The organism is Streptomyces sp. NPDC055099 (genome assembly GCF_053607685.1).
This window is the reverse complement of record NZ_JBSGUA010000012.1, coordinates 1-26,815: the sequence shown is the minus strand read 5'-3', so window position 1 is coordinate 26,815 and position 26,815 is coordinate 1. Positions and strand designations below refer to the sequence as shown.

Below are 26,815 nucleotides of genomic sequence, written 5' to 3'. Positions count from 1 at the left end.
GCGGAACGCCTGCCCACAACAGCCCGGCTACTTGTACTTGTCCGGCAGTTGCAGGATCGGGAAGCTGCCCGTGTTGGTCGGGGCGTGTTCCGGGAGCCAGAGGACCGCCACCGCGCCCTCCGCCGGATCGTCCGGGCCCGCGCCCGCCGGGGTCACGTTCCGGAAAGTCAGCCTTGCGCCGAGCACCCGCGCCTGGCCCGCCGCGATCGTCAGGCCCAGGCCGTGGCCGACGCCCGCGCGGTCCGTGCTGCCGGTGCGGAAGCGGCTCGGGCCCTCCTCCAGGAGACCCGCGGGGAACCCGGGGCCGTGATCACGCACCCGCACCACGCGGCCCTCGACGCTGACCTCGACCGGCGGCTTGCCGTGCTTGGCCGCGTTGGCGAGGAGGTTGCCGAGGATGCGCTCCAGACGGCGCGGGTCGGTGGTCACCTCCGACTCGTGCACCACCGTCACGCGCACATCCGAGTTGAGGACCGCGATCCGCCGCGTCACGAACTCGCCGAGCATCAGGTCCTGCAGCTCGGCCCGCTCGGCCGCGCTGTCCAGACGTGCCACTTCGAGCACGTCCTCGACCAGCGTGCGCATCGCCTGCGCGCGGTCCCTGACCAGCTCGGTCGGGCGGCCCGGCGGCAGCAGCTCGGCCGCCGTGAGCAGGCCGGTCACCGGCGTACGCAGCTCGTGCGCGATGTCCGCCGTCACCCGCCGCTCCGCTTCGAGGCGCTGCTTGAGCGCGTCCGCCATCGCGTCCACCGACCGCGCGAGGTCATCGGTCTCATCGCGTACGACGCCGCCGATGGCATCCCGTACGCTCACGTCCGTCTGCCCCTGGGCGACCTCCTGCGCCGCCGTCGCCGCCTTGCGCAGGCGACGCGAGAGCTGGCCGCCGATGAGCACACCGAGCGCGCAGCCGCCGAAGACGACCGAGATGGAGCCGATGACCAGGGCCTGGTCGAGGTCCTTCATGACGGTGGCGCTGCGGTCGGTGAAGCGGGTGTGCAGCGACAGGATGTGGCCGTCGCTCAGCGGCACCGCCGCCCAGATGTCCGGCACACCGCCCTCGTGGTCCTCCACGTATGTCGCGCGGCGCCCGGCGAGCACCTTCGCCAGGAGGTCCTTGGGCATCTCCGGGTCGTCGATCTTCATGCCGAACTGGCCCGTGCGCCCGGACGTCTCGTAGATCCGCTGGGCGTACAGAATCCGCTCGTCCTGCACGTCGCGCGCGTTGTCCAGCATCGATACGCGCGCCGCGTTGTGCACGACCAGGCTCAGCGCCACCGCGACGAGCGCGCCGACCAGCGCGATCGCCGCGCTGATCTTCCAGCGCACGCCGGTGCGCAGGCCGGAGCCAAGGCGCGCGCGCAGCGCGGCCACCGTCCTCCTGCTCATATGTGTCCCCCGAAACGCGCCGGACCTCTTGGTACTTCAGCCATGCGGTCGGCTCATGCCTTGAGCTTGTAGCCGAAGCCGCGGACCGTCTCGATCCGGTCCTGGCCCACCTTCGTGCGCAGCCGCTGCACATGGACGTCGACGACGCGGGTGTCGCCGCCCCAGCCGTAGTCCCACACGCGCTCCAGGAGCTTGTCGCGGGAGAGGACCGTGCCGGGCGCGGACGAGAATTCGAGCAGCAGGCGCATCTCGGTCGGCGTCAGCGCCACCGGGGCGCCGTCCTTGCGGACCTCCATGCCCTCCGTGTCGATCTCCAGATCGCCGAAGTGCAGCACGCCGCCGTCGGGCGAACCGCCCTCACCGCCGACGGGCGCCCCCGCGTCGGGGCCGCTCGCGTGCCCGAAGCGGCGGAGGACGGCGCGAATCCTGGCGACCAGGACGGCGCCGTCGAAGGGCTTGGTCACGTAGTCGTCGGCGCCCGCCTCCAGGCCGAGCACGACGTCGATGGAGTCGGCACGCGCCGAGAGCATGATCACCGGAACCGTCGACTCGTCACGGATGCGGCGGCACAGCGAGACGCCGTCAAGGCCCGGCACCATCACGTCGAGCAGCGCGATGTCCGGACGGTCGGCGCGGAAGGCCTCAAGGCCCTTCAGGCCGTCGGGCATCGCGGTGACGACGAAGCCGTCCCGTTCGAGCGCGAGCTGCGTCGCCTCGCGGATGACGTCGTCGTCCTCGACGAACAGGACATGCGTGTGCTCTGCCATCGGGGGCTCTCAGTTCTCTCAGTTCTCCGTCGGGGCGGGTGCGTCGCCGCCTGCCGCGCTGCTGTAGTGACTGCGGGTGCGGTCCGTCTCGGTGAAGTGGTTCGAGGACCAGCGGTACGTGATGACTTCCTCGCCGGACGGATACGACACCGGGTCACCCTTCTCGTACACCTGCTTGGTCACCACCAGGTCGCCCCGGTCGATCTCCGCGTAGACGGGCGGCTCCTCGTCCTGGAAGACATTCTCGTACTTCTTGCCTTCGGCGCGATACACGTAACTGCTGGTGCCGACCGCATCGCCGCAGGTCATGATGTTCACGACCACATCGGAAGCAGATCCTCCGGTCAGGCTGCCGTACGAGACGTCGACCGGATACTCGTCGGCGACACAGGGCTTCAGGTCGCGCTTGACCGTCCGGCTCACCTTCGGGTCGTCCTTGACGAGCTCGACCGCCTCCAGGCTGGTGGGCGGCGACGGCGCGGACGTCGTCGACGGCGTCGGGGACGCCGAGGGGGTCATCACCGTCTCGCCGCGGTTGCCGGGCCCCTCGTCACGGGCGCCGGAGCCGCCGGTCGAGCAGGACGTGAGGAAAAGGCCGATGGCGGCGAGTGCGACCGCCGCCGCGCTCCCCGCCCTCATCGTCCTGCCAGCCCGGGTGCTTAGGCCGCGCAACGCTCCCGCTCCTCACGTTCGAGCGCGCCGGTGGCGGGCTCCTCGCGGTCCCGGCTCTCCAGCTCCTGGCGGAGCCGGGCGAGCGCCCGGTGCAGGGTGCTCTTGACCGTTCCCGCGGACATGCCGAGTGCCGCGGCCGTCTCCTCGGTGGACATCTGCTCCCAGTGTCGCAGCACGACGACGCTGCGCTGCTTGGGTGCGAGCACCTTCATGATGTCCATCAGGAGGGCACGGTCCGCGTGCTGTTCCGTTGAGTCTTCCACGCGGGCGTCGGGCATCTGCTCGGTGGGGACCTCTTCGAGCTTGCGGGCCCGCCACCACTCCGTACGCGTGTTGATCATGACGCGGCGCAGATAGGCGTCCGCGAGCCGCTTGTCGGCTATGCCGTCCCAGCGGCCGTACGTCCGCACGAGCGCCGTCTGCAGCAGGTCCTGCGCGTCGACGGGGTCGGGGACCAGGCGCCGGGCACTGCGCAGCAGGGCGTCCTGCCGAGTGCGGACGTACTCTTCGAACTCGAGCACCTCGCCGTGCGCCATACCCAACCGCCTCCGTTCACCGACCACCGCTGCTTGTGCGGTACGGCTATGAAGCTACGGAGGCGTTGTCACGAGGCTGTGCGGAGCAGCCAGCGGAGGGCGCACGGCCTTCCGTCGGTTGTGTAACAGAAGTAGGCGAGGCGTAAAGCTAGGTCAGGGGGAGCCGGTAGAGCCCCTCGGGAAGCGGCTCGACGAGACCGTCGGAGACGAGTCCGTCCAGGGCGCGGGCCCGCTGCACGGGCTCGTCCCACACGCGGTCGAGGGCCGCCTGCGGAACGGGGGCGACGGCCTCCCGGAGCACCGCGAGCAGCTTGCCGCGGACCTGGCGGTCCGTGCCCGCGTACGTCTGCCCCCGCCGGGCGGGCCCCTGATGCGCCGGCTTACCGGCCGCCTGCCACGCACACTGCGCGGCGATGGGGCAACGTGCGCAGCTCTCGTTCTTGGCGGTACAGACGAGGGCGCCGAGCTCCATGGAGGCGGCGGCCCAGCGGGATGCCGTGCGCTCGTCCTCGGGGAGGAGGGCGCGGGCCAGCTTGCGCTCGGCGGCGGTGGTGGCGTTCGGGGGGTACTGCACGCCGGTCACGGCCCGCGCGAAGACCCGGCGGACGTTCGTGTCGAGCACGGCGTGCCGCTGCCCGTACGCGAACGACGCCACGGCCGCGGCGGTGTACTCACCGATGCCGGGCAGCGCGAGGAGCTGCGCGTGCTTCGTCGGTACGTCGCCGCCGTGCCGTTCCGTTATGGCTACGGCGGCGCCGTGCAGGCGGAGCGCGCGGCGGGGGTAGCCGAGGCGCCCCCAGGCGCGGACGGCCTCACCCGGGGCTTCCTTGGCGAGGTCGGCGGGGCGGGGCCAGCGGGCGATCCACTGCTCGTACACGGGCAGGACGCGGCTTACGGGCGTCTGCTGCAGCATGAACTCACTGACCATCACGCCCCAGGGCCCGGCGTCGGGCCGACGCCACGGCAGGTCGCGCGCGTTCGCGTCGAACCAGGCGATGACGGGACCGTGCAGGGCCTCGCCGGCGGGCTCGGGGCTGTCTGACATTGGCATGGGCTTCGTGGGCGCAGTCATGGCAAGACGATCCTGCCACGGGCCCACCGGGGGGCGGGCCAGGCGGGGCCGCTTTGTCCTCGCCGGGGGGCGGACGGGAAGGGATGCGGGGCAATCGGGCGGGTGGGCGGAAAAGGTCTGTTCGCTCAGAGGTGTTCGCGGGGCAATCGGGCGGGTGGGTGGGAAAGGCTTGTTCGGTCAGGGGTGGATGCGGGGTGTACGGGCGGGTGGGTGGGGGAGGCCCTTCGGTCAGAAAGGATGCAGGGCTTCAGCGGCGCAGCCGCGGGAGGACCTGACGATCGGCAGGGGCGGACGCCGGTCAGGGGGAAGTAGCTTCGGGGGGTGAAAAGTGATCGGGGGCGCGGCGCCCTCCTCTGGGCGGCCCTGGCGATACCCGCCGCCTGCGCGGCCCCACTGGGGCTGACCGAGCCCCACCCCGCATGGCTGCAGGCAACCGGAGCCACCGTCCTCGCCCTGGCCACCGCCACCCGGCACCGCCGCCCGGCCACAGCCTTCGCGGCAGCCGCAGCGCTGGGGCTCGCCACGGCACCCTCCCTGTTCACCGTCTCGTACGGCCCCGCCCTGGCGACCTTCGCGCTGCTGATGGGCCGCCGGTCCACCCGGCTCCGCCCCGCGGCCCTCGCCTTCGGGGCCACCGCCCTCATCGGCACAGCCAAGATCCTCGTACGCGGCGTGGACCCCGTCGTGGAGTGGCTCGTCCTCATGGGGACCCTGCTCTTCGGCGCCGTCTTCCCCTGGCTCACCGGGCGCTACCTCCGCCAGGCCCGCGAACTCTCCGCCGCCGGCTGGACCCGCGCCGCCCAACTGGAGCGCGAGCAGCGCATCGTCGCCGACAGGGCCCGGCTGCGGGAACGGGCCCGCATCGCCCAGGACATGCACGACTCCCTCGGCCACGAGCTGAGCCTCATCGCGGTGCGGGCAGGCGCCCTCCAGGTGGCCGCCGACCTGCCGGAACGGCACCGCACCGCCGCGGCCGACCTTCGCGTGGCAGCGTCGGACGCCACCGACCGGCTGCACCAGATCATCGGCCTGCTGAGGGAGGAGGGGGACGAGGCCGCCCCCCTCGGCCCGGCGGGCGAAAGCGTGCGGGCCCTGGTCGAACGGGCCGCCGACTCAGGGTTGCCCGTGCAGTACAAGCAGGACGGCGAGAAAGGGGAGCGTACGGACTTGAGTGGAAGAGAAACCCCGGAAGCCACCCAGCGAACCTTCCACCGTGTCGTCCAGGAAGCCCTCACCAACGCCGCCAGGCACGCCCCCGGCGCCCCCGTCACCGTAGAAGTGCGCGAAACGGCGGTCGTCGTCACCAACGGGGCGCCCCAGCGCCCGGGTTCCGGCCCCGGCGCGGGCTCCGGCCTCGCACACCTGCGGGCCAGGGTCGAAGACCTCGGCGGCACCCTCCACGCGGGCCCGCACGGCGACGGCTTCCGAGTCGAAGCCCAAGTCGAATCCCGGGCCCAAGCTCCGCGCCCTGCGCAACACACCGGCCAAGGACTCGCCTACGCCCGCCGCCGGACCCTGCTCGCCTTCGGCGCCGCCCTGGCCACCGGAGTCCTCCTCGTCGGCGGCGCCTTCGCCTGGTACGCGTACTCGCGCTCGCACGCCGTCCTGCAACCGGCCGACTACGCACGCCTGTCGGTCGGCCAGACCCAGGCCGACGCCGAGCGCCTGCTCCCCGACCTGGTCGCGTCCGACCCGCCCGCGGAACGCGCCCCGACCCCGCCGCCCGAAGGAGCCGCCTGCCGCTACTACCGCGCCAGCGGTGAACTTTTCGTCGCCGTCCGGCACTTCAGGGTCTGTTTCAAGGACGGGGCCCTGGCGGAGAAAAGCGTGATCCCCAAAGCGCCGGCCGGAGCAGGGACCGAAACCGAGCAAGAGAAGGAGCGAGTGCGGTGATCCGCGTACTACTGGCCGACGACGAGGCGATGATCCGCGCGGGCGTCCGCGCCATCCTCGGCGCGGGCGAGGACATCGAGGTCGTCGCGGAGGCGGGCGACGGGAGAGAGGCCATCACCCTGGCCCAGGCCCACCGGCCCGACGTCGCGCTCCTCGACATCCGTATGCCGGGGCTCGACGGCCTGGCCGCGGGCGAGGAGATCGTACGGACGATGCCCGGCACCGCGGTCGCGATGCTGACGACCTTCTCCGAGGACGCGTACGTCGCGCGAGCGCTCAGCGGGGGAGCCACCGGCTTCCTGCTGAAGTCCGGTGACCCGCACGAACTCATCGCGGGCGTACGCGCGGTGGCCGGCGGCGCCGCCTTCCTCTCGCCCAAGGTGGCTCGCCACGTCATCGACGGCTACGGCGCCCAGCGCATGGGCCGTGGCGCCGACGCCCGCGCGAGGACCGCGGCCCTCACCCCGCGCGAGCGTGAAGTGCTCGGGCTCGTCGGCGAGGGCCTGTCCAACCCGGAGATCGCCGCCCGGCTCCATCTGGTGGAGGGCACGGTCAAGGCGTACGTGAGCGCGGTCCTCGACCGGCTCGGGGTCAAGAACCGCGTCCAGGCGGCGATCGTGGCCTACGAAGCGGGACTTGTGCGCCTCTGACGCCCGCTCAGTAACCTCCGCAGCCTCAGCGCCGGTGCGACGCGGGCCGCCGGTGTGACCCCGGCCGCGACTCCTGTGACGCCGACAACGGATCCCCCGGCCCCGCGAACCACCTGACGACGCCCGTCGACGAACCACGCATCGTCTCGACCACACGCGCCACGGGTCGGGTCGCCAGACGTACGAGGAGTAGGGCGAGCACGGCGCCCAGGAGCAGGCCCACCGCCACGTCATGCGGATAGTGCACGCCCACGAAGACCCGCGAGAACGCCATGAGTACGGCCATCGGCAGCGTCAGCGCCGCGATCCGCGGCCAGGCGAGCGCGAGGCCCACGGCGGCGGCCCCGGCGATCGTCGAGTGGTTGCTGGGGAAGGACCAGTCGCCGTACGCGGGGCACTCGACGATCGAGGTGACCGCGCCGGCGACGGCCCGGCACGGACGCTCCTCGTCGACCGCGGACTTGAGCGTCTCGCTGCAGACGTAGGCCACCGCCGTGACGAGGGGCGCGAGGACGGCTATCGCGAGGGCACGGGGATCACCGCGCCGTGCCCGCCACCAGGCGACGATGAAGAGCACACCGAAAAGCAGCAGTCCGAGTTCCGTCCACACCTCGGCGAGATGCTGGAACCAGGTAGGGGTGTCGTTGGCGAAGTCGGTGACATCGCGATAGAGATCGTCGGTCATGGTGTCCATGATTACGGACGGTACGTAGTGGGTCCGAATCGTCACACCCGGCGATCGACCCGTCACACCCCCTGACGAAAGACAGGGGTACGAAAGCGGAGTCGCTCGTTCCGTGATGATGATCCGTAAACTTTGTGACTCTGGGCGGCGGGTGGGGCAGGACAAGGCCCGGATCTCTCGTAAGGTTTGGGCCGTGGGATCTCTGCGCAATCCGGTCGGGCCGCTTCCCTCCACCATCTACTGGCGTCGGAGGGCCGTTCTGCTGTCCTTGATCGGACTGCTGGCGCTTCTGGCCGTGTGGGTGATCACCATGGGCGGTGGGGGCAAGAAGGACGGCGCCGACGGCCCGTCGGGCTCCGGGCCCGCCACGTCCATCACGCCAGGGCCTTCCGGCTCCGGGCCCGCCATCAGCCAAAACCCGGGCGGGCGTGAGGAGTCGGGCGACGAGGGCGACTCCGGCTCGGGCGGCTCCGGTGGCTCCGGCGGCGGCTCGGGTGACTCCGAGGGGTCCGGCGGCTCGGGCGGCTCCGGCGGCGGTGACGGCAGCGGCTCGGACGACGGCGCCAAGGGCGGCGGCGGTGCGGGCGGACAACTGCCCGCGGGGTCGAGCCTGCCCAACTGCGTGCGCGCCGACGTGAAGTTGAAGCTGAAGAGCGTCCACAACCGATACGAGGTCGGCGAGAAGCCGAAGTTCGAACTCGTCGCCGCGAACAGCGCGGGCAAGGCCTGCAAGGTGGATCTCGGCGGCAAGAAGACCGTGCTGACGATCACTCAGGCGGACGGCGACAAGGAGATCTGGTCCTCCGCCGACTGCCCGGCGGGCGGCGGAAGCCTCCTGCTGCGGGTGCCGGGTGACGGGAGCGTCACGCACACCGTGGAGTGGGACCGCAGGGGGAGCGAGCCGAACTGCGCGACGCCTTCGGCGGGCAGCGCGTCCCCCGGCACGTACCTGGTGGAGGCCAAGTCCCCGGGCCTCGGTTCGGTGAAGACGTCGTTCGTACTTGAGGACAGCTGACCGCTGAGTAACGGGTGGGTGGGCGGGCAAAAATCCCACCCACTCAGCAGCACCCGCTAGACGTACCGCTCCAGAATCAGACGTACCGCTCCAGGATCGACGACTCCGCAAGGCGCGAGAGCCCCTCGCGGACACTGCGGGCCCGCGCCTCACCCACGCCGTCCACGGTCTGCAGGTCATCGACGCTCGCAGCGAGAAGCTTCTGCAGGCCGCCGAAGTGCTCGACCAGGCGGTCGATGATCGCGCCGGGAAGGCGCGGCACCTTGGCGAGCAGGCGGAAGCCCCGCGGGGAGACCGCGGAGTCCAGCGCCTCGGGGGAGCCGGTGTAACCCAACGCCCGCGCCACGGTGGGAAGTTCGAGCAGCTCCGCGTGGCTCAGCGCGTCCAGTTCGAAGAGCGCCTCCTCGACCGTGCGGGAGCGCTTGGCGGTGGGCTCGGGCACGTAGTCCCGGACGACCAGCTCGCGCTCGGGCTCGACGCCCGCGATCAACTCGTCTAGCTGGAGGGCGAGAAGGCGGCCGTCGGTGCCCAGCTCCACCACGTACTCGGCGATCTCCGTGGCGATGCGGCGCACCATCTCCAGGCGCTGGGCGACGGCGGTGACATCCCGCACCGTCACCAAGTCCTCGATCTCCAGGGCGGACAGGGTGCCCGCCACCTCGTCGAGGCGCAGCTTGTACCGCTCAAGGGTCGCGAGGGCCTGGTTCGCGCGGGACAGGATCGCCGCCGAGTCCTCCAGGACCTTGCGCTGGCCGTCCACGTAGAGCGCGATGAGGCGCATCGACTGGGAGACGGAGACGATGGGGAAGCCCACCTGCTTGGACACACGGTCCGCGGTGCGGTGCCGGGTGCCCGTCTCCTCGGTGGGGATCGTCGGGTCGGGGACGAGCTGCACGCCCGCCCGCAGGATCTTGGTGATGTCCTTGTCGACGACGATGCCGCCGTCGAGCTTGCACAGCTCGCGCAGCCGCGTCGCCGTGAACTCGACGTCCAGGATGAATCCGCCCGTACACATCGATTCGACTGTCTTGTCCCAGCCGAGGACGATGAGCCCTCCGGTGTTGCCGCGGAGGATGCGCTCCAGTCCGTCGCGCAGGCCCGTGCCGGGCGCGACCGCGCTCAGGGAGGCGCGCATCAGCCCGTCGGCGCCGGAACTCCCACCGGGCTTGCCGGGAGCTGACGCCCGGTCGTTGGCTGCCACTGCACTCCTCGGGTCGCGGGTTGTCCAAGCCCCGGTCCGTACGACCGCTTCGTACGGATGGGCGAGACCAGGGCAAAGTCTACCGGCGCTCTTCGGCCTCCCGTGGGGCCTCTCTGCGACGCGACCTCGGAAGTACCCGCAGCGCGTCCCCCATGTCGGCGACTTCGGTGACCTTCATACCGGCCGGGATCTTGCCCGGATCGGCCGGGACAAGGGCGTGCGTGAAGCCCAGGCGGTGCGCTTCGGCGAGCCTGCGCTGGACTCCCGTGACCCGTCTGACCTCGCCCGCCAGGCCCACTTCACCGATCGCGACGAGATTTTTCGGCAGCGGGGTGTCGCTCGCCGCGCTGGCCAGGGCGAGGGCGACCGCGAGGTCCGCGGCGGGCTCGGAGAGCTTCACGCCGCCGACCGTCGCGCTGTAGATGTCGCGCTTGCCGAGTGCGGTGATGCGGCCCCGCTGTTCGAGGACGGCCAGCATCATCGAGACGCGGGAGGTCTCCAGGCCGGACGTGGTGCGCCGGGGCGAGGGGATCTGGGAGTCGACGGTGAGGGCCTGGACCTCGGCCACCAGGGGCCGGCGCCCTTCGAGCGTGACCGTCAGACAGGTGCCCGGGACGGGTTCCGTGCGGCGGGTGAGGAAGAGGCCGCTGGGGTCGGCGAGGCCGGTGATGCCCTCGTCGTGCAGTTCGAAGCAGCCGACCTCGTCCGTCGTCCCGTAACGGTTCTTGACGCCTCGGACCAGGCGCAGGCGCGCGTGGCGGTCGCCCTCGAAGGACAGGACGACGTCCACGAGGTGTTCGAGGAGGCGGGGTCCCGCGATGGCGCCGTCCTTGGTGACGTGGCCGACCAGGAGCGTGGACATGCCGCGCTCCTTGGAGGCGCGGATCAGCGCGCCCGCCACCTCGCGGACCTGGGCCATGCCGCCCGGCGCCCCGTCGATCTCCGGGGACGCGATCGTCTGGACCGAGTCGAGGATGAGGAGCGAGGGCTTCACCGCGTCCAAGTGGCCGAGGACGGCGGCCAGATCGGTCTCCGCCGCGAGATAGAGGTGGTCGTCGATCGCCTTGATGCGGTCGGCGCGCAGCCGGACCTGGCTCGCCGACTCCTCGCCGGTCACATAGAGCGTGCGGTGGTCGTCGCTCGCCGACTTCGCCGCGACGTCCAGGAGCAGCGTCGACTTGCCGACGCCGGGCTCGCCCGCGAGCAGGACCACGGCGCCGGGCACGAGGCCGCCGCCCAGGACGCGGTCGAACTCGGGGACGCCGGTGGAGCGTGCGGTGGCGCGGCGGCCGTCGACCTCGCCGATGGGCAGGGCGGTGGAGGTGACGCGGCCGGGGGCGGTGGTGCGGACAGCGGGCGCGCCGTACTCCTCGACCGTGCCCCAGGCCTGGCACTCGGGGCAGCGGCCGAGCCACTTGGCCGTCTGCCAGCCGCACTCGGTGCAGCGATAGGACGGCCGGTCTTTGCCGGACTTCGTACGGGCAGCCATGAACCGAACCGTAGCGGGCGCCACTGACATTCACCGACTGCGGCCGGGCGTGCGAGAGGCGAACCGTTTCGGGCGCGTGCGCGGGTCACGGAATCATGGGTTCCTGTCCCCTTTTGAGGGATCTGTTCACCCGTAAGGATTAAATGTGCTCAAGTGGGAGGAGAGGCCCGGCATCATCCGCCTAACTTCGCACGGGTGATGAGCAGCAGGCCGGAAACCCCCACCCAAGCAACCGGCGCACACCGGGCGCATCGTGACGCGCGCCAGCGCGTTGTGCCCCGCTCGGTGCCGCAGGCGCCGCCCGCACGCTATGAGCCCTGTCTGGACGGACTGTTCACGTACTGCCTGTCCGTGCTCTGCGATCACGACACCGCGACCGCCGCCCTGGGCGACGTGCTCGCCATCGCCGAGCGCCGCGGCTCACGCGGCCCCGCCACCGAGGCCGAACTGAAGTCCTGGCTGTACGCACTCGCCCGCTGGGTCTGCCTGCGCGCCCTCGCCGAGGCCAAGCGCAAGCGGCAGGGCGGCGCCCACGCCTCCGGAGCGGCCCCCCGCGTCCCGAAGGCGGACGCCCCCGCGGACGGCGCCGACATGCCCCCGGACGAGACGGAGCGGCAGCGGCGGCGTGAACTCGCCCAGCTGGCCTGGCCCGAGGCCGCGGGGACGACGCCCGAACAGCGCGAGGCCCTGGAACTCGCCGTACGCCACCAGCTCACCGCCAAGGAAGTCGCCGCGGTCATCGGCATGGACCTCGTGAAGACCCGCGACCTCCTCGCGTCCGCCGCCTGCGAGGTGGAGCGCACCCGGGCCGCGCTCGCCGTCGTGGAGACCGGCACCTGCCCGATCGTCGCGCGCCTCACCGGCGACAACCAACTCCTGCTCGGCACGGCCCTGCGCCGCGAGCTCGTCCGGCACGTCGACGACTGCCCGCGCTGCCGCCGCACCGCCGAGCGCGCCGGCTCATCGGCCTGGCCCGGCACCGCGGCGTCCCCCGCCGCCCTGCCCGTCATCGAGGCCCCGCGGGCCGCCGTGCACGTGGCGATGGCGCATGTCCCGCGCGCGCGGGGCGGCGGTCCGCGCTTCGACCGGCACGGATTCCCGATGGACCCCAAGGACCACGCGGCCCGCCGCGACCGGATGCGCGCGCGTGCCGTGACGACGACGGTCGTCGCCACCGTGGTGGCCGCCCCCGTCCTCGCGCTCTGGGCGGCCTACCGGGGAGCGCCCCTGACCGGCGAGGGCCAGGACGGCCGCTCCGTCAGCGCGAGCGAGGACGGGGCAGACGGGATGAACGGCGACGAACGGCGCGAGGACTACGAGAACGCGGGCAACGCCCACATGCCGCCCGATCCCCGCTTCACCGCGGGCAGCCGCTCACCGGACGTCTCCGTAGAGGTCATCAGTGCCGGCTCGCCCCCCTCCCGCTCCGGGACCGGTGCGGGCCGCCTCACCGTCCAGGCGCAGCCGAGCGGCGGCACGACCTTGATCACGCTCTCCGCGTCCGGGGGCGAACCGGTCCACTGGTCGGCGAGCACGGGGGCGTCCTGGCTCTACCTGAGCCGGTCCTCCGGGACACTCGCACCGGGGGAGACGTTCACGATCCGGGTGTACGTCGACCACGCGCGCGAGCCGGCCGGGCACTGGAGCGCCCGCGTCTCCATCGCGCCCTCGGGGGCGATCGTCTCGATCAGCGGGTACGGCAGCGGTTCGGGCCGCCCCACGCACCCCGGCCCCCGGCCGACCCCGAAGCCGACCCCTCCGAAGCCGACGCCGACGCCCTCGACGCCGAACCCGACCCCCACGCCGTCGGACCCGGACCCGACCCCGAGCACCCCGGACCCGACGCCCACCCCGTCCGACCCGGGCAACTCGACACCGCCGCCGAGCGACAGCGGCGACCCGAGTCCGAGCGAGGGCTGACCGCGCTACCTAGAAGGGTCCGCCGGATGCGGAGCGAGCAAGGGCAACTGCGACGCCAGTCGCTCCTCGCACAGCTCCGCGAGCCGGTCGTAACCCTCCTTGCCCATCAGCTCCGTCAGCTCGGGGCGGTAGGAGACATACACCGGGTCCCCGGCGCCGTGCGCCGAGGTCGCCGACGTGCACCACCAGTGCAGGTCATGGCCGCCGGGGCCCCAGCCCCGCCGGTCGTACTCCCCGATGGACACCTGGAGGACGCGCGTGTCGTCGGGCCTGTCGATCCACTCGTACGTCCGGCGCACCGGCAGCTGCCAGCACACGTCCGGCTTCGTCTCCAGCGGCTCGCGGCCCTCCTTCAGCGCCAGGATGTGCAGCGAGCACCCCGCGCCCCCGGCGAAACCGGGGCGGTTCTGGAAGATGCAGGAGCCGTTGTACGGACGGGTCTGTCGCTCGCCGTCGTCGTCCGTCGACACCCAGCCGCTCACCGTGCCGATGTCGTGGTGCTGCCAGATGTCCGGCGTGAGCCGCGCCACGGACTCGGCGACCCGCTTCTCGTCGTCCTCGTCCGAGAAATGCGCCCCCAGCGTGCAGCAGCCGTCGTCCGCCCGGCCCGCCTGGATGCCCTGGCAGCCACTGCCGAAGATGCAGGTCCACCGAGAGGTCAGCCATGTCAGATCGCAGCGGAAGACCTGCTCGTCGTCCGCGGGATCAGGGAACTCCACCCAGGCGCGGGCGAAGTCGAGGCCCTTCTCGTCCGGCAGCGCCTTACCCGGTTTTCCCGGCTTCTCCGGCTTCCCCGACATCTTCTTCGACTTCGTTTTGTCGGTCTTCGCCTTTTTCGTCTTTGGCACGTCTCCAGGGTATGCGCGCGGTACCCGGTCCGAGGACCAGCGAGCGCCGTACGCGCAGTAGCGTTCCGTATATGAGACTCGGTGTCCTCGACGTAGGTTCGAACACGGTGCATCTGCTGGTGGTGGATGCCCACCCCGGCGCGCGCCCCCTGCCCGCGTACTCGCACAAGGCGGACCTGCGCCTCGCCCAACTCCTCGACGAGGCCGGGGCGATCGGCCCCGAAGGCGTCGAGCGCCTCGTCGGCACCGTCCGCGACGCGATGGAGGCCGCGGAGGACAAGGGCGTGGAGGATCTGCTGCCGTTCGCGACCTCCGCCGTACGCGAGGCCAGCAACGCCGATCAGGTCCTGGCCCGCGTCAAGGAGGAGACCGGCGTCGACCTCCAGGTCCTCACCGGCGCCGAGGAAGCCCGTCTCACCTTCCTCGCGGCCCGCCGCTGGTTCGGCTGGTCGGCGGGAAAACTCCTGGTCATCGACATCGGAGGCGGCTCCCTGGAGATCGCGTACGGGATAGACGAGGAGCCGGACGCGGCGGTCAGCCTGCCGCTCGGCGCCGGCCGTCTGACGTCCGCCTGGTTCCGGCAGGACCCGCCGGACCCGGCCGACGTGAAGGCGCTGCGGCGGCACGCGCGCGCCCAGATCGCGCGCACGGTGGGCGAGTTCAGCCGCTTCGGCGCCCCGGACCACGTCGTGGCGACGTCGAAGACGTTCAAGCAGCTGGCCAGGCTCGCGGGCGCCGCACGCTCCGCCGACGGCCTCTACGTCCAGCGCGAGCTGAAGCGGAAGTCCCTGGAGGACTGGGTCCCGCAGCTCGCGGCGATGACGACGGCCGAGCGCTCCGAGCTGCCCGGAGTCTCCGAGGGGCGGGCCGGGCAACTGCTCGCGGGGGCGCTCGTCGCCGAGGGCGCCATGGATCTCTTCGGGGTCGAGACGCTGGAGATCTGCCCCTGGGCGCTGCGCGAGGGCGTCATCCTGCGCCGCCTCGACCACCTTCCGGCGACCCAGGTGGCCACCACCGACGACGGCGCGTAGACGTACGACTCGGCGGTTGTAGACATACGTCACATCCGACCCGGGTGTGGGGGAGACCACCTCCCCCGCGCCCAGGCGTGGCCCGTACGCTGTCCCTCGTGGCAGAACCAGTGGTGCGCATCCCGGATGCGAAGGTCGCCCTGTCGACGGCCTCGGTCTATCCGGAGTCGACGGCGACGGCCTTCGAGATCGCCGCGCGCCTCGGCTACGACGGTGTCGAGGTCATGGTCTGGACGGATCCCGTCAGCCAGGACATCGAAGCCCTGCGCAGACTCAGCGACTACCACCAGATCCCGATCCTCGCCGTTCACGCCCCATGTCTCCTGATCACCCAGCGCGTGTGGTCCACGGACCCCTGGGTGAAGCTGCAGCGCGCGCAGGTCGCCGCCGAGAAGCTGGGCGCGTCGACCGTCGTCGTGCATCCGCCCTTCCGCTGGCAGCGGGGTTACGCGAACGCCTTCGTCGACGGCATCTGGCGGATGGCCGACGAGACGGACGTGCGATTCGCCGTCGAAAACATGTACCCGTGGCGTTACCGCGACCGCGAGATGCTCGCCTACGCCCCCGACTGGGACGTCACCAAGGACGACTACCGTCACTTCACGGTCGACCTCAGCCACACCGCGACCGCCCGCACGGACGCGATGCGGATGATCGACCGCATGGGCGACCGCCTCGGGCACGTCCACCTCGCCGACGGCAAGGGCTCCGCCAAGGACGAGCACCTGGTGCCGGGCCGCGGCACGCAGCCGTGCGCCGAACTCCTGGAGCGCCTCGCGACGAGCGGCTTCGACGGCCACGTCGTCATCGAGGTCAACACGCGGCGCGCGATGTCCAGCGCCGAACGGGAGGCGGACCTCGCCGAGGCCCTCGCGTACACGCGGCTGCATCTGGCGTCCGCGGTGCAGGTGCCCCGCTCGTGACGGCGTCGGCGCCCGGCGGTGCGGCACAGGGCGGTGCGGCTCCGCGCCGCAGGGGACGGCCCTCCCGTACGCAGTCGGCCGAGGGCCCCGCGATGCGGGACCGCATCCTGGAGGCGGCCCGCACCGAGTTCTCCGCACGGGGGTACGAGAAGACGTCCGTGCGCGGGATCGCCAAGGCCGCCGGGGTGGACTCGGCGCTGGTGCACCACTACTTCGGCACGAAGGACCAGGTCTTCGCCTCGGCGATCGAGGTGGCCTTCGCGCCCGCGCTCGACGCTCCCACCGCGATCGAGGACGGCCCGCTCGACAGCGTCGGGGAGCGCCTGACCCGCTTCATCTTCGGCGTCTGGGAGAACCCCGCGACGCGCGTCCCGCTCCTCGCGATCGTGCGCTCGGCGGTGAACAACGACACCGCGGCGGCCGTCTTCCGCCGTCTCGTCACGACGCAGCTCCTCGGCAAGGTGGCGCGCCGCATCGACCAGCCGGACGCCGAGCTGCGGGCGGAACTGGCGGCCGCGCAGCTCGTGGGCACGGCGATGCTGCGCTACGTGATCCAGGTCGAGCCGCTCGCGTCGGCCGACCCGGAGGCGATCATCGCGCGACTCGCGCCGGTGGTGCAGGGCCATCTGACGGGCCCCTGAGTACCCCTTCACGCCCCTTCTCATGGGCCGCTCACCGAGACAGGCGTCCCGCTATCCGGACAGCCTGTCCAGATCGTGGAGCGTCGGCGTACGCTCGAGAACAGTCGATCCTTATGTCTCTCCAGATCCCTGAAGGAGCGAGCGACGATGCCCGAGCTCAGGTCCCGCACAGTCACCCACGGCCGCAACATGGCGGGCGCACGCGCCCTTATGCGTGCCTCCGGTGTACCCGGCGCGGACATCGGGCGTAAGCCGATCATCGCCGTCGCCAACTCCTTCACCGAGTTCGTCCCGGGCCACACCCACCTGCAGCCGGTCGGCCGCATCGTCTCCGAGGCGATCACGGCGGCGGGCGCCATCCCCCGCGAGTTCAACACGATCGCCGTGGACGACGGCATCGCGATGGGCCACGGCGGCATGCTCTACTCCCTGCCCTCCCGCGACCTCATCGCGGACTCGGTGGAGTACATGGTGGAGGCGCACTGCGCGGACGCGCTGATCTGCATCTCCAACTGCGACAAGATCACCCCCGGCATGCTGAACGCGGCCCTGCGCCTCAACATCCCGACGGTCTTCGTCTCCGGCGGCCCGATGGAGGCCGGCAAGGCCACGCTGGTCGACGGCACGGTCCGAAAACTCGACCTGGTCGACGCGATGAGCGACGCGGTCAACGAAAAGGTCTCGGACGCGGACATCCTCCGCATCGAGGAGAACGCCTGCCCGACGTGCGGCAGCTGTTCCGGCATGTTCACCGCCAACTCCATGAACTGCCTGACCGAGGCCATCGGCCTCTCCCTGCCGGGCAACGGCTCGATGCTCGCCACGCACACCGGCCGCAAGGCGCTGTACGAGAGGGCCGGCGCGACGATCGTCGAGATCGCCAAGCGGTACTACGACGGGGACGACGACTCGGTCCTGCCGCGCAACATCGCCACCCGCGCAGCCTTCGACAACGCCATGGCGCTCGACATCTCCATGGGCGGCTCGACGAACACGATCCTGCACCTGCTCGCCGCCGCCCAGGAGGCCGAGCTGGACTACGACCTCGCCGACATGGACGAGGTCTCGCGCCGTGTCCCCTGCCTGGCCAAGGTCGCCCCGAACGTCGCGCCCGGCGGCACGTACTACATGGAGGACGTGCACCGCGCCGGCGGCATCCCCGCGATCCTCGGCGAGCTGTACCGCGCGGGCCTCCTGAACGAGGACGTGCACTCGGTCCACTCCGCGTCCATCAAGGACTGGCTGGACACGTGGGACGTGCGCGGCGGCTCCCCGTCGGACGAGGCGGTCGAGCTCTGGTACGCGGCTCCGGGCTGCGAGCGCTCGGCGACGGCCTTCTCCCAGTCGAAGCGCTGGGACTCCCTGGACACGGACGCCGCGGGCGGCTGCATCAGGGACGCGGCCCACGCGTACTCGAAGGACGGCGGCCTCGCGGTCCTCAAGGGCAACCTCGCCGTGGACGGCTGCGTCGTGAAGACGGCGGGCGTCGACGAGTCGATCTGGACGTTCGAGGGCCCGGCCGTGGTCTGCGAGTCGCAGGAAGAAGCGGTCGACAAGATCCTCAAGAAGCAGGTGAAGGAAGGCGACGTCGTCGTCATCCGCTACGAGGGTCCCAAGGGCGGCCCCGGCATGCAGGAAATGCTCTACCCCACGTCGTTCCTCAAGGGCCGCGGGCTCGGCAAGGCCTGCGCCCTGGTCACGGACGGCCGCTTCTCCGGCGGCACGTCGGGCCTGTCGATCGGCCACGCGTCGCCCGAGGCGGCGTCCGGCGGCACGATCGCCCTGGTCGAGGACGGCGACCGCATCCGCATCGACATCCCGAACCGCGGCATCGAACTCCTGGTGGACGAGGCCGAGCTGACCCGCCGTCGCGAGGCACTCGGCGGCGTCTACGCCCCCAAGTCCCGCGAACGCAAGGTCTCGGCAGCACTGCGGGCCTACGCGGCCATGGCCACGAGCGCGGACCGCGGCGCGGTGCGGGACGTGTCGAAGCTGGGCTGATCGGCGGGGTGTTTCAGCCCGTCCGGAAGGGGCGGGGTCGGGGAAAGGAACCCCCGACTCCGCAACCGCCCCGCCACCCTCACGCGTCCCCCCAGTGACGAACATGCAAAGGGCGGTGTCGAAGCCGCCCGCTTCACGGGGGAGAGAAGCATGAGCGAGAACGTCATAGCACCGGAATCCGCGGAGGAAATCGAAGCCGCGGCGGCAAGAACGTACCCGATCGTCGCGGACGTCAACGTCCGCTCCGGCCCGGGCACGTCGTACGGCAAGGTGGGCCGCCTCTCGGCGGGTTCCCGAGTGACGATCCACTGCCAGAAGCCGGGCGAGAAGGTCACCGGCCCGACCGGCACATCGAAGCTCTGGGACCGCATCGGCAGCGGCCGCTACGTCTCCGACACGTACGTCCGCACGGGCAGCGACGGCTACGTGGCGCCCCGCTGCTGACCCACCGCACGCAAAAGGCAGTAGAAGCCGCCGAAGTTCACCCGGACTTCGGCGGCTTCGTCGCGTCGAACGAGAACACGGTGTTCTTGGCCGCCGCCACGAAGATCACCCGCCCCGAGACCGCGACCCGCGGACTCGCGTTCACCTCACCGCCAAGCCCCTCGGCCCGCGGATCGGTGCTCCACAGCGTCCTGCCCCGCGGTGAAAGGGCGACCACACGCCCGCTGGGCGAGCTGAAGTACAGCGCACCGCCGCTCGCCGTCGGCCCGGAGGCCCCTTCCACACCCGTCTGCCGGGACCACTTCTGGCGCCCGGTCGCGGGATCCACCGCGCTGATCCGCCCGGTCGGCTCCGCGAGGTAGACCGTGCCGCCGGCGACGCCGGTCGTGGCGTTGTACGTCGACTTCAGCGGCCGGGCCGAGACGCGACCGCTGACCGGCTCGACCCGCAGCACCTTGTCGTACCCGAGGAACTCGGGACCCTTCAACCGCTGGTGCAGGAGCACGAGCCTGCCGTCGTCGCCGCCCACCGGGTGCACGGGCCCCTCGACCGGGATGCCCTTGCCGAGCGTCCCCGACCCGAGGTCGAGGGTGTGGAGAACGGGATTGCGCACCTCGACGTTCGCGACCTGGGCGGACGGCGCGCACATCGCGTACATCCGCTGACCGGCCGGGACCGGCGTGCACTCCGAGCCCGCCGGGAACGGCGTCGACCAGAGCATGCGCCCGCTGTGCGCGTCCCTCGCCTCGACCCGCGCACGGCCCGGCTCGACCGACAGGACCGTGGAGCCGGAGAGAACCGCGTCCTGCGAACGGCCGGTGTAGATCTGGGACTGGCCGCTGATCGGGCGGGACCACAGCTCCTTGCTGGTCCTCGCGTCCAACGCCACCAACTGGACGGGCTTTCCGGACGAGGCGACCTCCGGCGGGATGCGGTAGCCGAGGACGGTGTCGTTCGTGGCGCCCACGATGTGCATGCCCTGCATGGGCACGCCGGGGCTCTTCACCTTCCAGATCTCCTTGCCGTCGGAGATCCGCAGCCGGGTCGCGACGACTCCGCCGCCCCCGCAGAACAACGCGTCCCCGCGGGGCACACAGCGCACCTCGTCCGGGATGCCCTTGTCGTTGGGCACACTCGTGCGCCACGGCCGGTAGCCGTCGGGCAGTGGCGCCTCGGCGGCCGCGACGGTGCGGTCCTTGCCCGCACCACCATCGTCGCCATTGGCGCCGGTGGACTCGTCGGACGAGCCGAGCTGGAGCGCCGCGACCCCGCCCCCGAGGGCGGCCACGGCGACGGCGGCGGCGAGCACGGAGCGCCAACGGCGGCGCGGACGCGGGGCGGCGGGGGTGCTCCCGGTGCTTCCCGTGCTTCCTGCGCTTCCGGGCCCGTCGCCCGGAGAGGAGGGACGATGATGCTGCGTATCGATGTCCCGCATACGGCTGGCCCGTGCCCCCGCCGCGTCCCCCATCTCGACCGGCAGGTCCCGCAACCGCTCAAGAAGCTGGTCCGCCGAGGGGCGCGCGTCAGGGTCCTTGTCGAGGCACGGCTCGACCACGGCGCGCAGGGCGGCCGGGACAGCGTCCAACGCCGGTGCCTCGTGCACCACTTGATACGCCGTCATATACGGGCTGTCCGCATCGAACGGCCCCTGCCCCGTCGCCGCGTACACCAGCAGCGTGCCCAGCGAGAAGACGTCGGAGCGTGGCCCGACCCCACGCGGGGCCTGCAACTGTTCCGGTGACATGAACGGCGGCGTACCGATGACCCGTCCCGTCATCGTCAGCGTCTGCTGGTCCGCGGCGCGCGAGATGCCGAAGTCGATGACGCGCGGCCCCTCGGGCGAGAGCACGACGTTCGAGGGCTTCAGGTCACGGTGCACGACTCCCACGCGGTGGATGTCACGCAGCGCCTCCGTCAGACCGATGGCGAGCGTGCGCAGCTCCGCGCCGGACAGCGGGCCCTTCTTGGCGATCTCCTGGGCGAGCGTGTGCCCCTCTATATAGGCCGTCGCCATCCACGGGTACTCGGCCTCCGGGTCGGCGTCGACCACGGCGGCGGTGAACGCGCCGCTCACCCGCCGCGCCGCGGCCACCTCCTGCCGGAAGCGGATGCGGAACTCCTCGTCCCCCGCGAACTGCTGGTGGATCAGCTTGATCGCCACGGGGCGCCCCGAGGCCGTACGCGCCAGATAGACCGTGCCCATGCCGCCCGAGCCGAGGCGCGCCTCGAGCGGGTAACCGCCGATCTCGGCCGGGTCACCTCCGCGAAGCGACACTCTTTCGACCTCCTCGTCCGGCGTGCACCAGTTCCCGCAGCTCTCGCATGAGCCCGTTCATCCGTCCCGCCCCACAAACTAGCCGCCGAGTGGTACGGCAGGGCAAGGCGGGGGACGAATAGGGCGCGCCTGCCCGGAGCCGCCGCGCCGCGACCGCCGCGGGCGATACTCGAGGGGTGAGCGCAGATTCCAGCACCCCCGACCGCACGGACGCGAAAGCCGGGCCGTCCCCGTCGGCCCCGTCGTCCGCGTCCCCGTCGTCCGCGACGGCCCCCGGCCCGCAGCCCGAGCCCCTCCGTTTCTTCGGCACGACCTGGGTCGGCCACGACAACGGCTACGGGGCGCGCCGCGCGTGCGTCGCGGTGGGCTCACTGCTCGCGGCGGCGGCCGGCTGCTTCGTGCTGCGGTTCGCGTACGAGGGCATGGCCATCGCGGACGTGGGGACGTTCGTGAACTTCCTGGTCCTCATCATGTTCTCGGTCTGCAGCGCGATCGCCTTCCGCCGTACCTGGGAGGGCTTCACCCGCCGCCACGACCCGGCGTCCCAGTCCTCGATGCGCGGCCTGCTGACGATCGGCTTCGTCGGCGTACTCCTCGCCTATTTCGTCCGCTCCCTCACTGAGGCCCCCGGCGAAGCACTCCACCGCGAGGAGTACGAGGCGGCCCGCCAGCAGTACGCGAAGCGCACGTCCCGCCGCACGGGCAACCCCTCCCGCAAGAAGAAGAGGACCTGACCCGAGCATTCCGACAAGAGGGCCCACCCCCCAGAGCCACGCACGCATAGTGCGTGGCTCTTCCCTTGTCCCTTGACGCCCCCGGCCTCCGAGGCGCCATAATCATCACATGATGAATATAAAGGAGCCCCCCGCCATCGAGGCGCGGGACCTGACCGTCGTCCGAGGCCCCCGCACCGTCCTGCGCGGCCTGAACTTCACCGTCCCGAAAGGCCAGATCACCGGCCTCCTCGGCCCCTCGGGGTGCGGCAAATCCACCCTCATGCGCGCCACGGTCGGCACCCAGGCCAAGGTCACCGGCACCCTGAAGGTCCTCGACCAGCCGGCCGGCGCCCCCGCCCTCCGCTCCCGCATCGGCTACGTCACCCAGAGCCCCTCCGTCTACGACGACCTGACCGTCCGCCAGAACCTGGACTACTTCGCCGCCGTCCTCGACCCCGGCCGCGGCCCCGCCGCCCACCGCCGCCACGAACACGTCACCCGCGCCATCGCCGACGTCGACCTGACCACCCACGCCGACGCCCTCGCGGGCAACCTCTCCGGCGGCCAGCGCAGCCGCGTCTCCCTTGCCGTGGCCCTCCTCGGAGCCCCCGAACTCCTCGTGCTCGACGAACCCACCGTCGGCCTCGACCCCGTACTCCGCCGCGACCTGTGGAACCTCTTCCACTCCATCGCCGCCGACCGAGGCACCACGATCCTCGTCTCCTCCCACGTCATGGACGAGGCCGAACGCTGCCACCGCCTCCTCCTCATGCGCGAAGGCGAACTCCTCGGCGACGACACCCCCGAAGCCCTCCGCACCCGCACCGCCACCCCGACCGTCGAAGCGGCCTTCCTCCACCTGGTCGACGAGGCCACCGCCGCACAGGGCGACACCCCCACCGGCAGCACCACCCCCTCCGGGAGCCCCCGATGAACACCTACCGCACCCTCGCCACTGCGGCCCGTGTCCTGCGCCAGCTCCGCCACGACCCCCGCTCCATCGCCCTGATGCTGCTCGTCCCCTGCGTGATGCTGCTGCTCCTGCGCTACGTCTTCGACGGCAGCCCGGAGACCTTCGACTCCATCGGCGCCTCACTCCTCGGCATCTTCCCCCTCATCACGATGTTCCTGGTGACCTCCATCGCCACCCTCCGCGAACGCACCTCCGGCACCCTCGAACGCCTCCTCGCCATGCCCCTGGCCAAGGGCGACCTCATCGCCGGCTACGCCCTCGCCTTCGGCTTCCTCGCCGTCATCCAGTCCGTCCTCGCCACCGGCCTCGCGCTCTGGGCCCTCGGCCTGGACGTCACCGGCTCCGCCTGGCTGCTGCTCCTGGTCGCCCTCCTCGACGCCCTGCTCGGCACGGCACTGGGCCTCTTCGTCTCCGCCTTCGCGGCATCCGAGTTCCAGGCCGTCCAGTTCATGCCGGCCGTGATCTTTCCCCAGCTCCTCCTCTGCGGCCTGTTCACCCCGCGCGACAACATGGCCCCCGCCCTCGAAGCGATCTCCAACGTCCTCCCCATGTCGTATGCCGTGGACGGCATGAACGAAGTCCTGCGCCACCCCGACATCACCGGCGACTTCGTACGCGACGCGGTCATCGTCGCGGGCTGCGCCGTACTCGTCCTCGCCCTGGGCGCCGCAACCCTCCGCCGCCGCACGGCCTGACCCACCAATGCGAGGATGACCTCACCTGGCCGAGGCGCTGCCCCGCCCCCGGCCGAAGCGCCGACCCGCACCCGGAGGGTGACCACACATGCCCCAGCCCGTCGCAGTCCTCGGCACCGGCAAGATCGGCGAAGCCCTCCTCAGCGGCATGATCCGGGCCGGCTGGGCCCCAGCCGACCTCCTGGTCACCACCCGCCGCTCCGAACGCGCCACGGAACTGCGCACCCGCTACGGCGTCGACCCCGTCACCAACGCCGAGGCCGCCAAGCAGGCCGACACCCTCATCCTCGCCGTCAAGCCGCAGGACATGGGCCGCCTCCTCGAAGAGCTCGCCCCGCACATCACCCCCGACCGCCTGGTCATCAGCGCCGCCGCCGGTATCACCACCTCCTTCATCGAAGAGCACCTCGCAGCCGGCACCCCTGTCGTCCGCGTCATGCCCAACACCCCGGTCCTCGTGGACGAGGGCATGTCCGTCATCTCCGCGGGCAGCCAGGCCACAGCCGCCCACCTCGCCCACACCGAAGAGATCTTCGGCGCCGTCGGCAAGACCCTCCGCGTCCCCGAGACCCAGCAGGACGCCTGCACGGCCCTGTCCGGCTCAGGCCCCGCGTACTTCTTCTACTTGGTCGAGGCCATGACCGACGCGGGCATCCTCCTCGGCCTGCCCCGCGACAAGGCCCACGACCTCATCGTCCAGGCCGCGATCGGCGCCGCCGTGATGCTCCGCGACAGCGGCGAACACCCCGTCAAGCTCCGCGAGAACGTCACCTCCCCTGCCGGCACCACCATCAACGCCATCCGCGAACTCGAGAACCACGGCGTACGAGCAGCCCTCATCGCCGCCCTCGAAGCCGCCCGCGACCGCAGCCGCGAACTGGCCTCCGGCAACAACAGCTGACCCCCTCTCGGTGCCGGGGCGCGCACAGGCCGCACCCACCCTGGCCGCGCCCCGACACCGGCCCCCGTACTCCGCCTACCGCGCCACTCTCACCGCGCCTCGTCCACCGGAGGCAGCAGGCCGATCGCGCGATAGGCCGTGTCCACCGTCGGCCTCGACATCTCCCTGGCCCGCTCAGCTCCCCGCCGCAACACCCCCTCCACATACGCGGGATCAGCAACCAGCTCTTTGTGCTTCGCCTGCAGGGGCCTCAACATCTCCACCACGGCGTCGGCGGTGTCCTTCTTCAAAGCCCCGTACGTTTCATATACACCGCTCAAGCCCTCGGGGTTCCCACCCTCACAGGCCGCGAGGATCTCCAGCAGATTCGAGACGCCCGGCTTGGCCTCACGGTCGTACTCGACCTCGGACCCGCTGTCGGTCACGGCCCGCAGGATCTTCTTCCGCACGACGTCCGGCTCGTCCAGCAGATAGACGATCCCGGCGCCGGCATCGCCGGACTTCCCCATCTTCGACATCGGGTCCTGCAGATCCATGACTCTGGCCGCCACCTTGGGATACGTGGCCCGCGGCACCACGAACGTGTGTCCGTACCGCTGGTTGAACCGCACGGCCAGATCCCGGGTGAGCTCCACGTGCTGCACCTGGTCGTCCCCGACCGGCACCTCATCCGCCCCGTACGCCAGGATGTCCGCCGCCATGAGCACGGGATAGGTGAGCAGCGAAAGCCGCACGCTCCCGCCGCGAGCCCGCTCCAGCGCCGACTTCTCCTTGTACTGGATCATCCGCCGCATCTCGCCGTCCGTCGCGACGCACTCCAGCAGATACGAGAGCCTGGCGTGCTCGTCCACATGACTCTGTACGAACACAGTGGCCCGCTCGGGATCGATCCCCGACGCCAGCAACAGCGTCGCCGCCTGCCGACTGAGCCTGCGCACCCGGCCGGGATCGTGGTCGACGGTCAGGGCATGCAGGTCGACGACGCTGAACAGCGACTCGGCCCGGTGCTGATCGACTTCTGCCCACTGGCGCACGGCGCCCAGGTAGTTCCCCAGGGTCAGGTGCCCGGTCGGCTTGATCCCGCTGAAGATCCTCGTCATCTCTCCGCCTCTTGGTCAGGACCGCCGGCCCGACGACCGGGCTCCGGGTCCTCCAGGGGGAGAAACAAGAAACGGCCGCCAGGTCGGCAGCCGTTGGGTACATGCGCGTGTACGGCCGCCAGTCAGGCGGCCCACCACAGCTGGGTGTGCGCATGTGTAGTCACGCCTCCTACGGTAGCCCTCGCAGGTGACCGTGGACCAGGGTTGACACGCCCGGACCGCGTACGTAGTGTTCTCCGAGTTGTCCGGCGTGAGCGCCGACCCCTGGTCGGTCCCCGGGCAACCATTCCGCAGAACCATTCAAACGATCGATGCCGTGTCATCTTCGATGCCCCGTCGTCTGCTCGTTTTCATGCGCTTTTGCGAAATGAGGAATCCGCGTTCGAAAGGACGCCCCCGATTAGGTCGGGAGGCAGGATTCCGCTAAAGTCTCACTCGTCGGAACGGCCCAACAGCCGGGAAGTCAAAGCCCGCTGACTGGGAATCAGGCCCGAAAGGATCTGGTAGAGTCGGACTCGCCGGAAAGGGAAACGCGAAAGCCGAAAGGCCGGAGCGGGAACCGGAAAGGCACCGAGGAAATCGGACACGAAAGAGTCTGATAGAGTCGGAAACGCAGGACAGCAAGACAAAATGAAACACCGAAGGGAAGCGCCCGGAGGAAAGCCCGAGAGGGTGAGTACAAAGGAAGCGTCCGTTCCTTGAGAACTCAACAGCGTGCCAAAAGTCAACGCCAGATTGACAACCCCGTCTCGGCCTTTATGGCCGGACGCGGTTCCTTTGAAAAGTCCGCCCCCTTGGGGTGGCAACATCAGCGAGGACGCTGTGAACCGGAAGATTATTCCTCTTCCTGGTTCCGCTCAACGCGGATGCGATCCCGATTACGGGAAAACATTCACGGAGAGTTTGATCCTGGCTCAGGACGAACGCTGGCGGCGTGCTTAACACATGCAAGTCGAACGATGAAGCCCTTCGGGGTGGATT

Annotated in this window: 24 protein-coding genes and 1 rRNA gene; 14 read left to right on the top strand and 11 right to left on the bottom strand. The window is 71.0% G+C overall.

What is annotated here, in order from left to right:
• Positions 1–27 precede the first annotated feature (27 nt).
• From cseC to ACWFRU_RS27110, 5 genes are all read right to left on the bottom strand, one after another.
• On the bottom strand, positions 28–1,386 hold the full coding sequence (gene cseC, locus ACWFRU_RS27130; protein ID WP_453690765.1) for a two-component system sensor histidine kinase CseC: 1,359 nt from the start codon (positions 1,384–1,386) through the stop codon (positions 28–30).
• 53 nt (positions 1,387–1,439) lie between these two features.
• Entirely contained in the window at positions 1,440–2,153 is a 714-nt protein-coding gene (gene cseB, locus ACWFRU_RS27125) for a two-component system response regulator CseB (RefSeq protein ID WP_363210636.1), read from the bottom strand.
• 18 nt (positions 2,154–2,171) lie between these two features.
• Complete coding sequence (locus tag ACWFRU_RS27120) at positions 2,172–2,792, bottom strand: hypothetical protein (RefSeq protein ID WP_453690764.1); 621 nt, start codon at positions 2,790–2,792, stop codon at positions 2,172–2,174.
• Positions 2,793–2,812: 20 nt separating this feature from the next.
• A complete protein-coding gene (locus ACWFRU_RS27115) occupies positions 2,813–3,361 on the bottom strand; it encodes a SigE family RNA polymerase sigma factor (protein ID WP_363210638.1) in 549 nt (182 codons plus the stop codon).
• 148 nt (positions 3,362–3,509) lie between these two features.
• Complete coding sequence (locus tag ACWFRU_RS27110; protein ID WP_453690763.1) at positions 3,510–4,433, bottom strand: A/G-specific adenine glycosylase; 924 nt, start codon at positions 4,431–4,433, stop codon at positions 3,510–3,512.
• 321 nt (positions 4,434–4,754) lie between these two features.
• Between ACWFRU_RS27110 and ACWFRU_RS27105 the strand changes: the two genes are divergently transcribed.
• Together ACWFRU_RS27105 and ACWFRU_RS27100 are read left to right on the top strand one after the other, a co-directional pair.
• Complete coding sequence (locus ACWFRU_RS27105) at positions 4,755–6,326, top strand: sensor histidine kinase (RefSeq protein ID WP_453690762.1); 1,572 nt, start codon at positions 4,755–4,757, stop codon at positions 6,324–6,326.
• Complete coding sequence (locus tag ACWFRU_RS27100; RefSeq protein WP_453690761.1) at positions 6,323–6,976, top strand: response regulator transcription factor; 654 nt, start codon at positions 6,323–6,325, stop codon at positions 6,974–6,976. The genes ACWFRU_RS27105 and ACWFRU_RS27100 overlap by 4 nt, the downstream gene beginning before the upstream one ends.
• 25 nt (positions 6,977–7,001) lie before the next feature.
• Here the strand turns inward: ACWFRU_RS27100 and ACWFRU_RS27095 are convergent, their stop codons facing one another.
• Positions 7,002–7,670: a phosphatase PAP2 family protein gene (locus tag ACWFRU_RS27095; RefSeq protein ID WP_453690760.1), complete on the bottom strand. Its 669-nt coding sequence runs from the start codon at positions 7,668–7,670 to the stop codon at positions 7,002–7,004.
• A gap of 184 nt (positions 7,671–7,854) precedes the next feature.
• Here ACWFRU_RS27095 and ACWFRU_RS27090 point away from each other — a divergent pair, with 184 nt between their 5' ends.
• Positions 7,855–8,676: a hypothetical protein gene (locus ACWFRU_RS27090; protein ID WP_453690759.1), complete on the top strand. Its 822-nt coding sequence runs from the start codon at positions 7,855–7,857 to the stop codon at positions 8,674–8,676.
• Positions 8,677–8,752: 76 nt separating this feature from the next.
• Here the strand turns inward: ACWFRU_RS27090 and disA are convergent, their stop codons facing one another.
• Together disA and radA are read right to left on the bottom strand one after the other, a co-directional pair.
• A complete protein-coding gene (gene disA, locus ACWFRU_RS27085) occupies positions 8,753–9,877 on the bottom strand; it encodes a DNA integrity scanning diadenylate cyclase DisA (protein ID WP_363210644.1) in 1,125 nt (374 codons plus the stop codon).
• A gap of 79 nt (positions 9,878–9,956) precedes the next feature.
• On the bottom strand, positions 9,957–11,366 hold the full coding sequence (radA, locus tag ACWFRU_RS27080) for a DNA repair protein RadA (protein WP_453690758.1): 1,410 nt from the start codon (positions 11,364–11,366) through the stop codon (positions 9,957–9,959).
• A 195-nt stretch (positions 11,367–11,561) separates the two neighbouring features.
• Here radA and ACWFRU_RS27075 point away from each other — a divergent pair, with 195 nt between their 5' ends.
• Positions 11,562–13,286 (top strand): BACON domain-containing protein, encoded by a 1,725-nt coding sequence (locus tag ACWFRU_RS27075; protein WP_453690757.1) that lies wholly within the window; start codon positions 11,562–11,564, stop codon positions 13,284–13,286.
• Positions 13,287–13,291: 5 nt separating this feature from the next.
• Here the strand turns inward: ACWFRU_RS27075 and ACWFRU_RS27070 are convergent, their stop codons facing one another.
• Complete coding sequence (locus ACWFRU_RS27070) at positions 13,292–14,134, bottom strand: hypothetical protein (RefSeq protein WP_453690756.1); 843 nt, start codon at positions 14,132–14,134, stop codon at positions 13,292–13,294.
• A gap of 71 nt (positions 14,135–14,205) precedes the next feature.
• Here ACWFRU_RS27070 and ACWFRU_RS27065 point away from each other — a divergent pair, with 71 nt between their 5' ends.
• The 5 genes from ACWFRU_RS27065 (at position 14,206) to ACWFRU_RS27045 (ending at position 19,174) form a co-directional block, all read left to right on the top strand.
• The gene (locus tag ACWFRU_RS27065; protein WP_453690755.1) at positions 14,206–15,165 is read left to right on the top strand and encodes a Ppx/GppA phosphatase family protein; all 960 of its coding nucleotides are present in this window, start codon (positions 14,206–14,208) and stop codon (positions 15,163–15,165) included.
• A gap of 98 nt (positions 15,166–15,263) precedes the next feature.
• Positions 15,264–16,088 carry a sugar phosphate isomerase/epimerase family protein gene (locus tag ACWFRU_RS27060; protein WP_453690754.1) on the top strand — a complete coding sequence of 275 codons (825 nt, stop codon included), beginning with the start codon at positions 15,264–15,266 and terminating at the stop codon, positions 16,086–16,088.
• The gene (locus ACWFRU_RS27055) at positions 16,085–16,729 is read left to right on the top strand and encodes a TetR/AcrR family transcriptional regulator (RefSeq protein WP_453690753.1); all 645 of its coding nucleotides are present in this window, start codon (positions 16,085–16,087) and stop codon (positions 16,727–16,729) included. The genes ACWFRU_RS27060 and ACWFRU_RS27055 overlap by 4 nt, the downstream gene beginning before the upstream one ends.
• A gap of 147 nt (positions 16,730–16,876) precedes the next feature.
• Positions 16,877–18,730 carry a dihydroxy-acid dehydratase gene (ilvD, locus tag ACWFRU_RS27050; RefSeq protein WP_453690752.1) on the top strand — a complete coding sequence of 618 codons (1,854 nt, stop codon included), beginning with the start codon at positions 16,877–16,879 and terminating at the stop codon, positions 18,728–18,730.
• 150 nt (positions 18,731–18,880) lie between these two features.
• Positions 18,881–19,174: an SH3 domain-containing protein gene (locus tag ACWFRU_RS27045; RefSeq protein ID WP_453690751.1), complete on the top strand. Its 294-nt coding sequence runs from the start codon at positions 18,881–18,883 to the stop codon at positions 19,172–19,174.
• 37 nt (positions 19,175–19,211) lie between these two features.
• Here the strand turns inward: ACWFRU_RS27045 and ACWFRU_RS27040 are convergent, their stop codons facing one another.
• Positions 19,212–21,449: a protein kinase domain-containing protein gene (locus ACWFRU_RS27040; protein ID WP_453690750.1), complete on the bottom strand. Its 2,238-nt coding sequence runs from the start codon at positions 21,447–21,449 to the stop codon at positions 19,212–19,214.
• Positions 21,450–21,625: 176 nt separating this feature from the next.
• Between ACWFRU_RS27040 and ACWFRU_RS27035 the strand changes: the two genes are divergently transcribed.
• The 4 genes from ACWFRU_RS27035 to proC all read left to right on the top strand — a co-directional run bounded on the left by ACWFRU_RS27035 (position 21,626) and on the right by proC (position 24,734).
• Positions 21,626–22,183, top strand: a complete 558-nt coding sequence (locus tag ACWFRU_RS27035) for an EamA/RhaT family transporter (RefSeq protein WP_453690749.1) — start codon at positions 21,626–21,628, stop codon at positions 22,181–22,183.
• A gap of 109 nt (positions 22,184–22,292) precedes the next feature.
• Positions 22,293–23,099 (top strand): ABC transporter ATP-binding protein, encoded by an 807-nt coding sequence (locus ACWFRU_RS27030; RefSeq protein ID WP_453690748.1) that lies wholly within the window; start codon positions 22,293–22,295, stop codon positions 23,097–23,099.
• Entirely contained in the window at positions 23,096–23,833 is a 738-nt protein-coding gene (locus ACWFRU_RS27025) for an ABC transporter permease (RefSeq protein WP_453690747.1), read from the top strand. Before ACWFRU_RS27030 ends, ACWFRU_RS27025 begins: the two co-directional genes overlap by 4 nt.
• A gap of 88 nt (positions 23,834–23,921) precedes the next feature.
• Positions 23,922–24,734 (top strand): pyrroline-5-carboxylate reductase, encoded by an 813-nt coding sequence (gene proC / locus ACWFRU_RS27020; protein ID WP_453690746.1) that lies wholly within the window; start codon positions 23,922–23,924, stop codon positions 24,732–24,734.
• An 89-nt stretch (positions 24,735–24,823) separates the two neighbouring features.
• Here the strand turns inward: proC and trpS are convergent, their stop codons facing one another.
• Complete coding sequence (trpS, locus tag ACWFRU_RS27015; RefSeq protein WP_453690745.1) at positions 24,824–25,834, bottom strand: tryptophan--tRNA ligase; 1,011 nt, start codon at positions 25,832–25,834, stop codon at positions 24,824–24,826.
• Between the two features lie 891 nt (positions 25,835–26,725).
• Here trpS and ACWFRU_RS27010 point away from each other — a divergent pair.
• Positions 26,726–26,815, top strand: a 16S ribosomal RNA gene (locus ACWFRU_RS27010); the annotation flags it as partial.

Bases quoted from the DNA above. Each gene is read 5' to 3' on its own strand.
- cseC (WP_453690765.1), bottom strand. From the start codon at position 1,386: ATGAGCAGGAGGACGGTGGCCGCGCTGCGCGCGCGCCTTGGCTCCGGC.
- cseB (WP_363210636.1), bottom strand. From the start codon at position 2,153: ATGGCAGAGCACACGCATGTCCTGTTCGTCGAGGACGACGACGTCATC.
- ACWFRU_RS27120 (WP_453690764.1), bottom strand. From the start codon at position 2,792: ATGAGGGCGGGGAGCGCGGCGGCGGTCGCACTCGCCGCCATCGGCCTT.
- ACWFRU_RS27115 (WP_363210638.1), bottom strand. From the start codon at position 3,361: ATGGCGCACGGCGAGGTGCTCGAGTTCGAAGAGTACGTCCGCACTCGG.
- ACWFRU_RS27110 (WP_453690763.1), bottom strand. From the start codon at position 4,433: ATGACTGCGCCCACGAAGCCCATGCCAATGTCAGACAGCCCCGAGCCC.
- ACWFRU_RS27095 (WP_453690760.1), bottom strand. From the start codon at position 7,670: ATGGACACCATGACCGACGATCTCTATCGCGATGTCACCGACTTCGCC.
- radA (WP_453690758.1), bottom strand. From the start codon at position 11,366: ATGGCTGCCCGTACGAAGTCCGGCAAAGACCGGCCGTCCTATCGCTGC.
- ACWFRU_RS27065 (WP_453690755.1), top strand. From the start codon at position 14,206: ATGAGACTCGGTGTCCTCGACGTAGGTTCGAACACGGTGCATCTGCTG.
- ilvD (WP_453690752.1), top strand. From the start codon at position 16,877: ATGCCCGAGCTCAGGTCCCGCACAGTCACCCACGGCCGCAACATGGCG.
- ACWFRU_RS27045 (WP_453690751.1), top strand. From the start codon at position 18,881: ATGAGCGAGAACGTCATAGCACCGGAATCCGCGGAGGAAATCGAAGCC.
- ACWFRU_RS27030 (WP_453690748.1), top strand. From the start codon at position 22,293: ATGATGAATATAAAGGAGCCCCCCGCCATCGAGGCGCGGGACCTGACC.
- ACWFRU_RS27025 (WP_453690747.1), top strand. From the start codon at position 23,096: ATGAACACCTACCGCACCCTCGCCACTGCGGCCCGTGTCCTGCGCCAG.
- proC (WP_453690746.1), top strand. From the start codon at position 23,922: ATGCCCCAGCCCGTCGCAGTCCTCGGCACCGGCAAGATCGGCGAAGCC.
- trpS (WP_453690745.1), bottom strand. From the start codon at position 25,834: ATGACGAGGATCTTCAGCGGGATCAAGCCGACCGGGCACCTGACCCTG.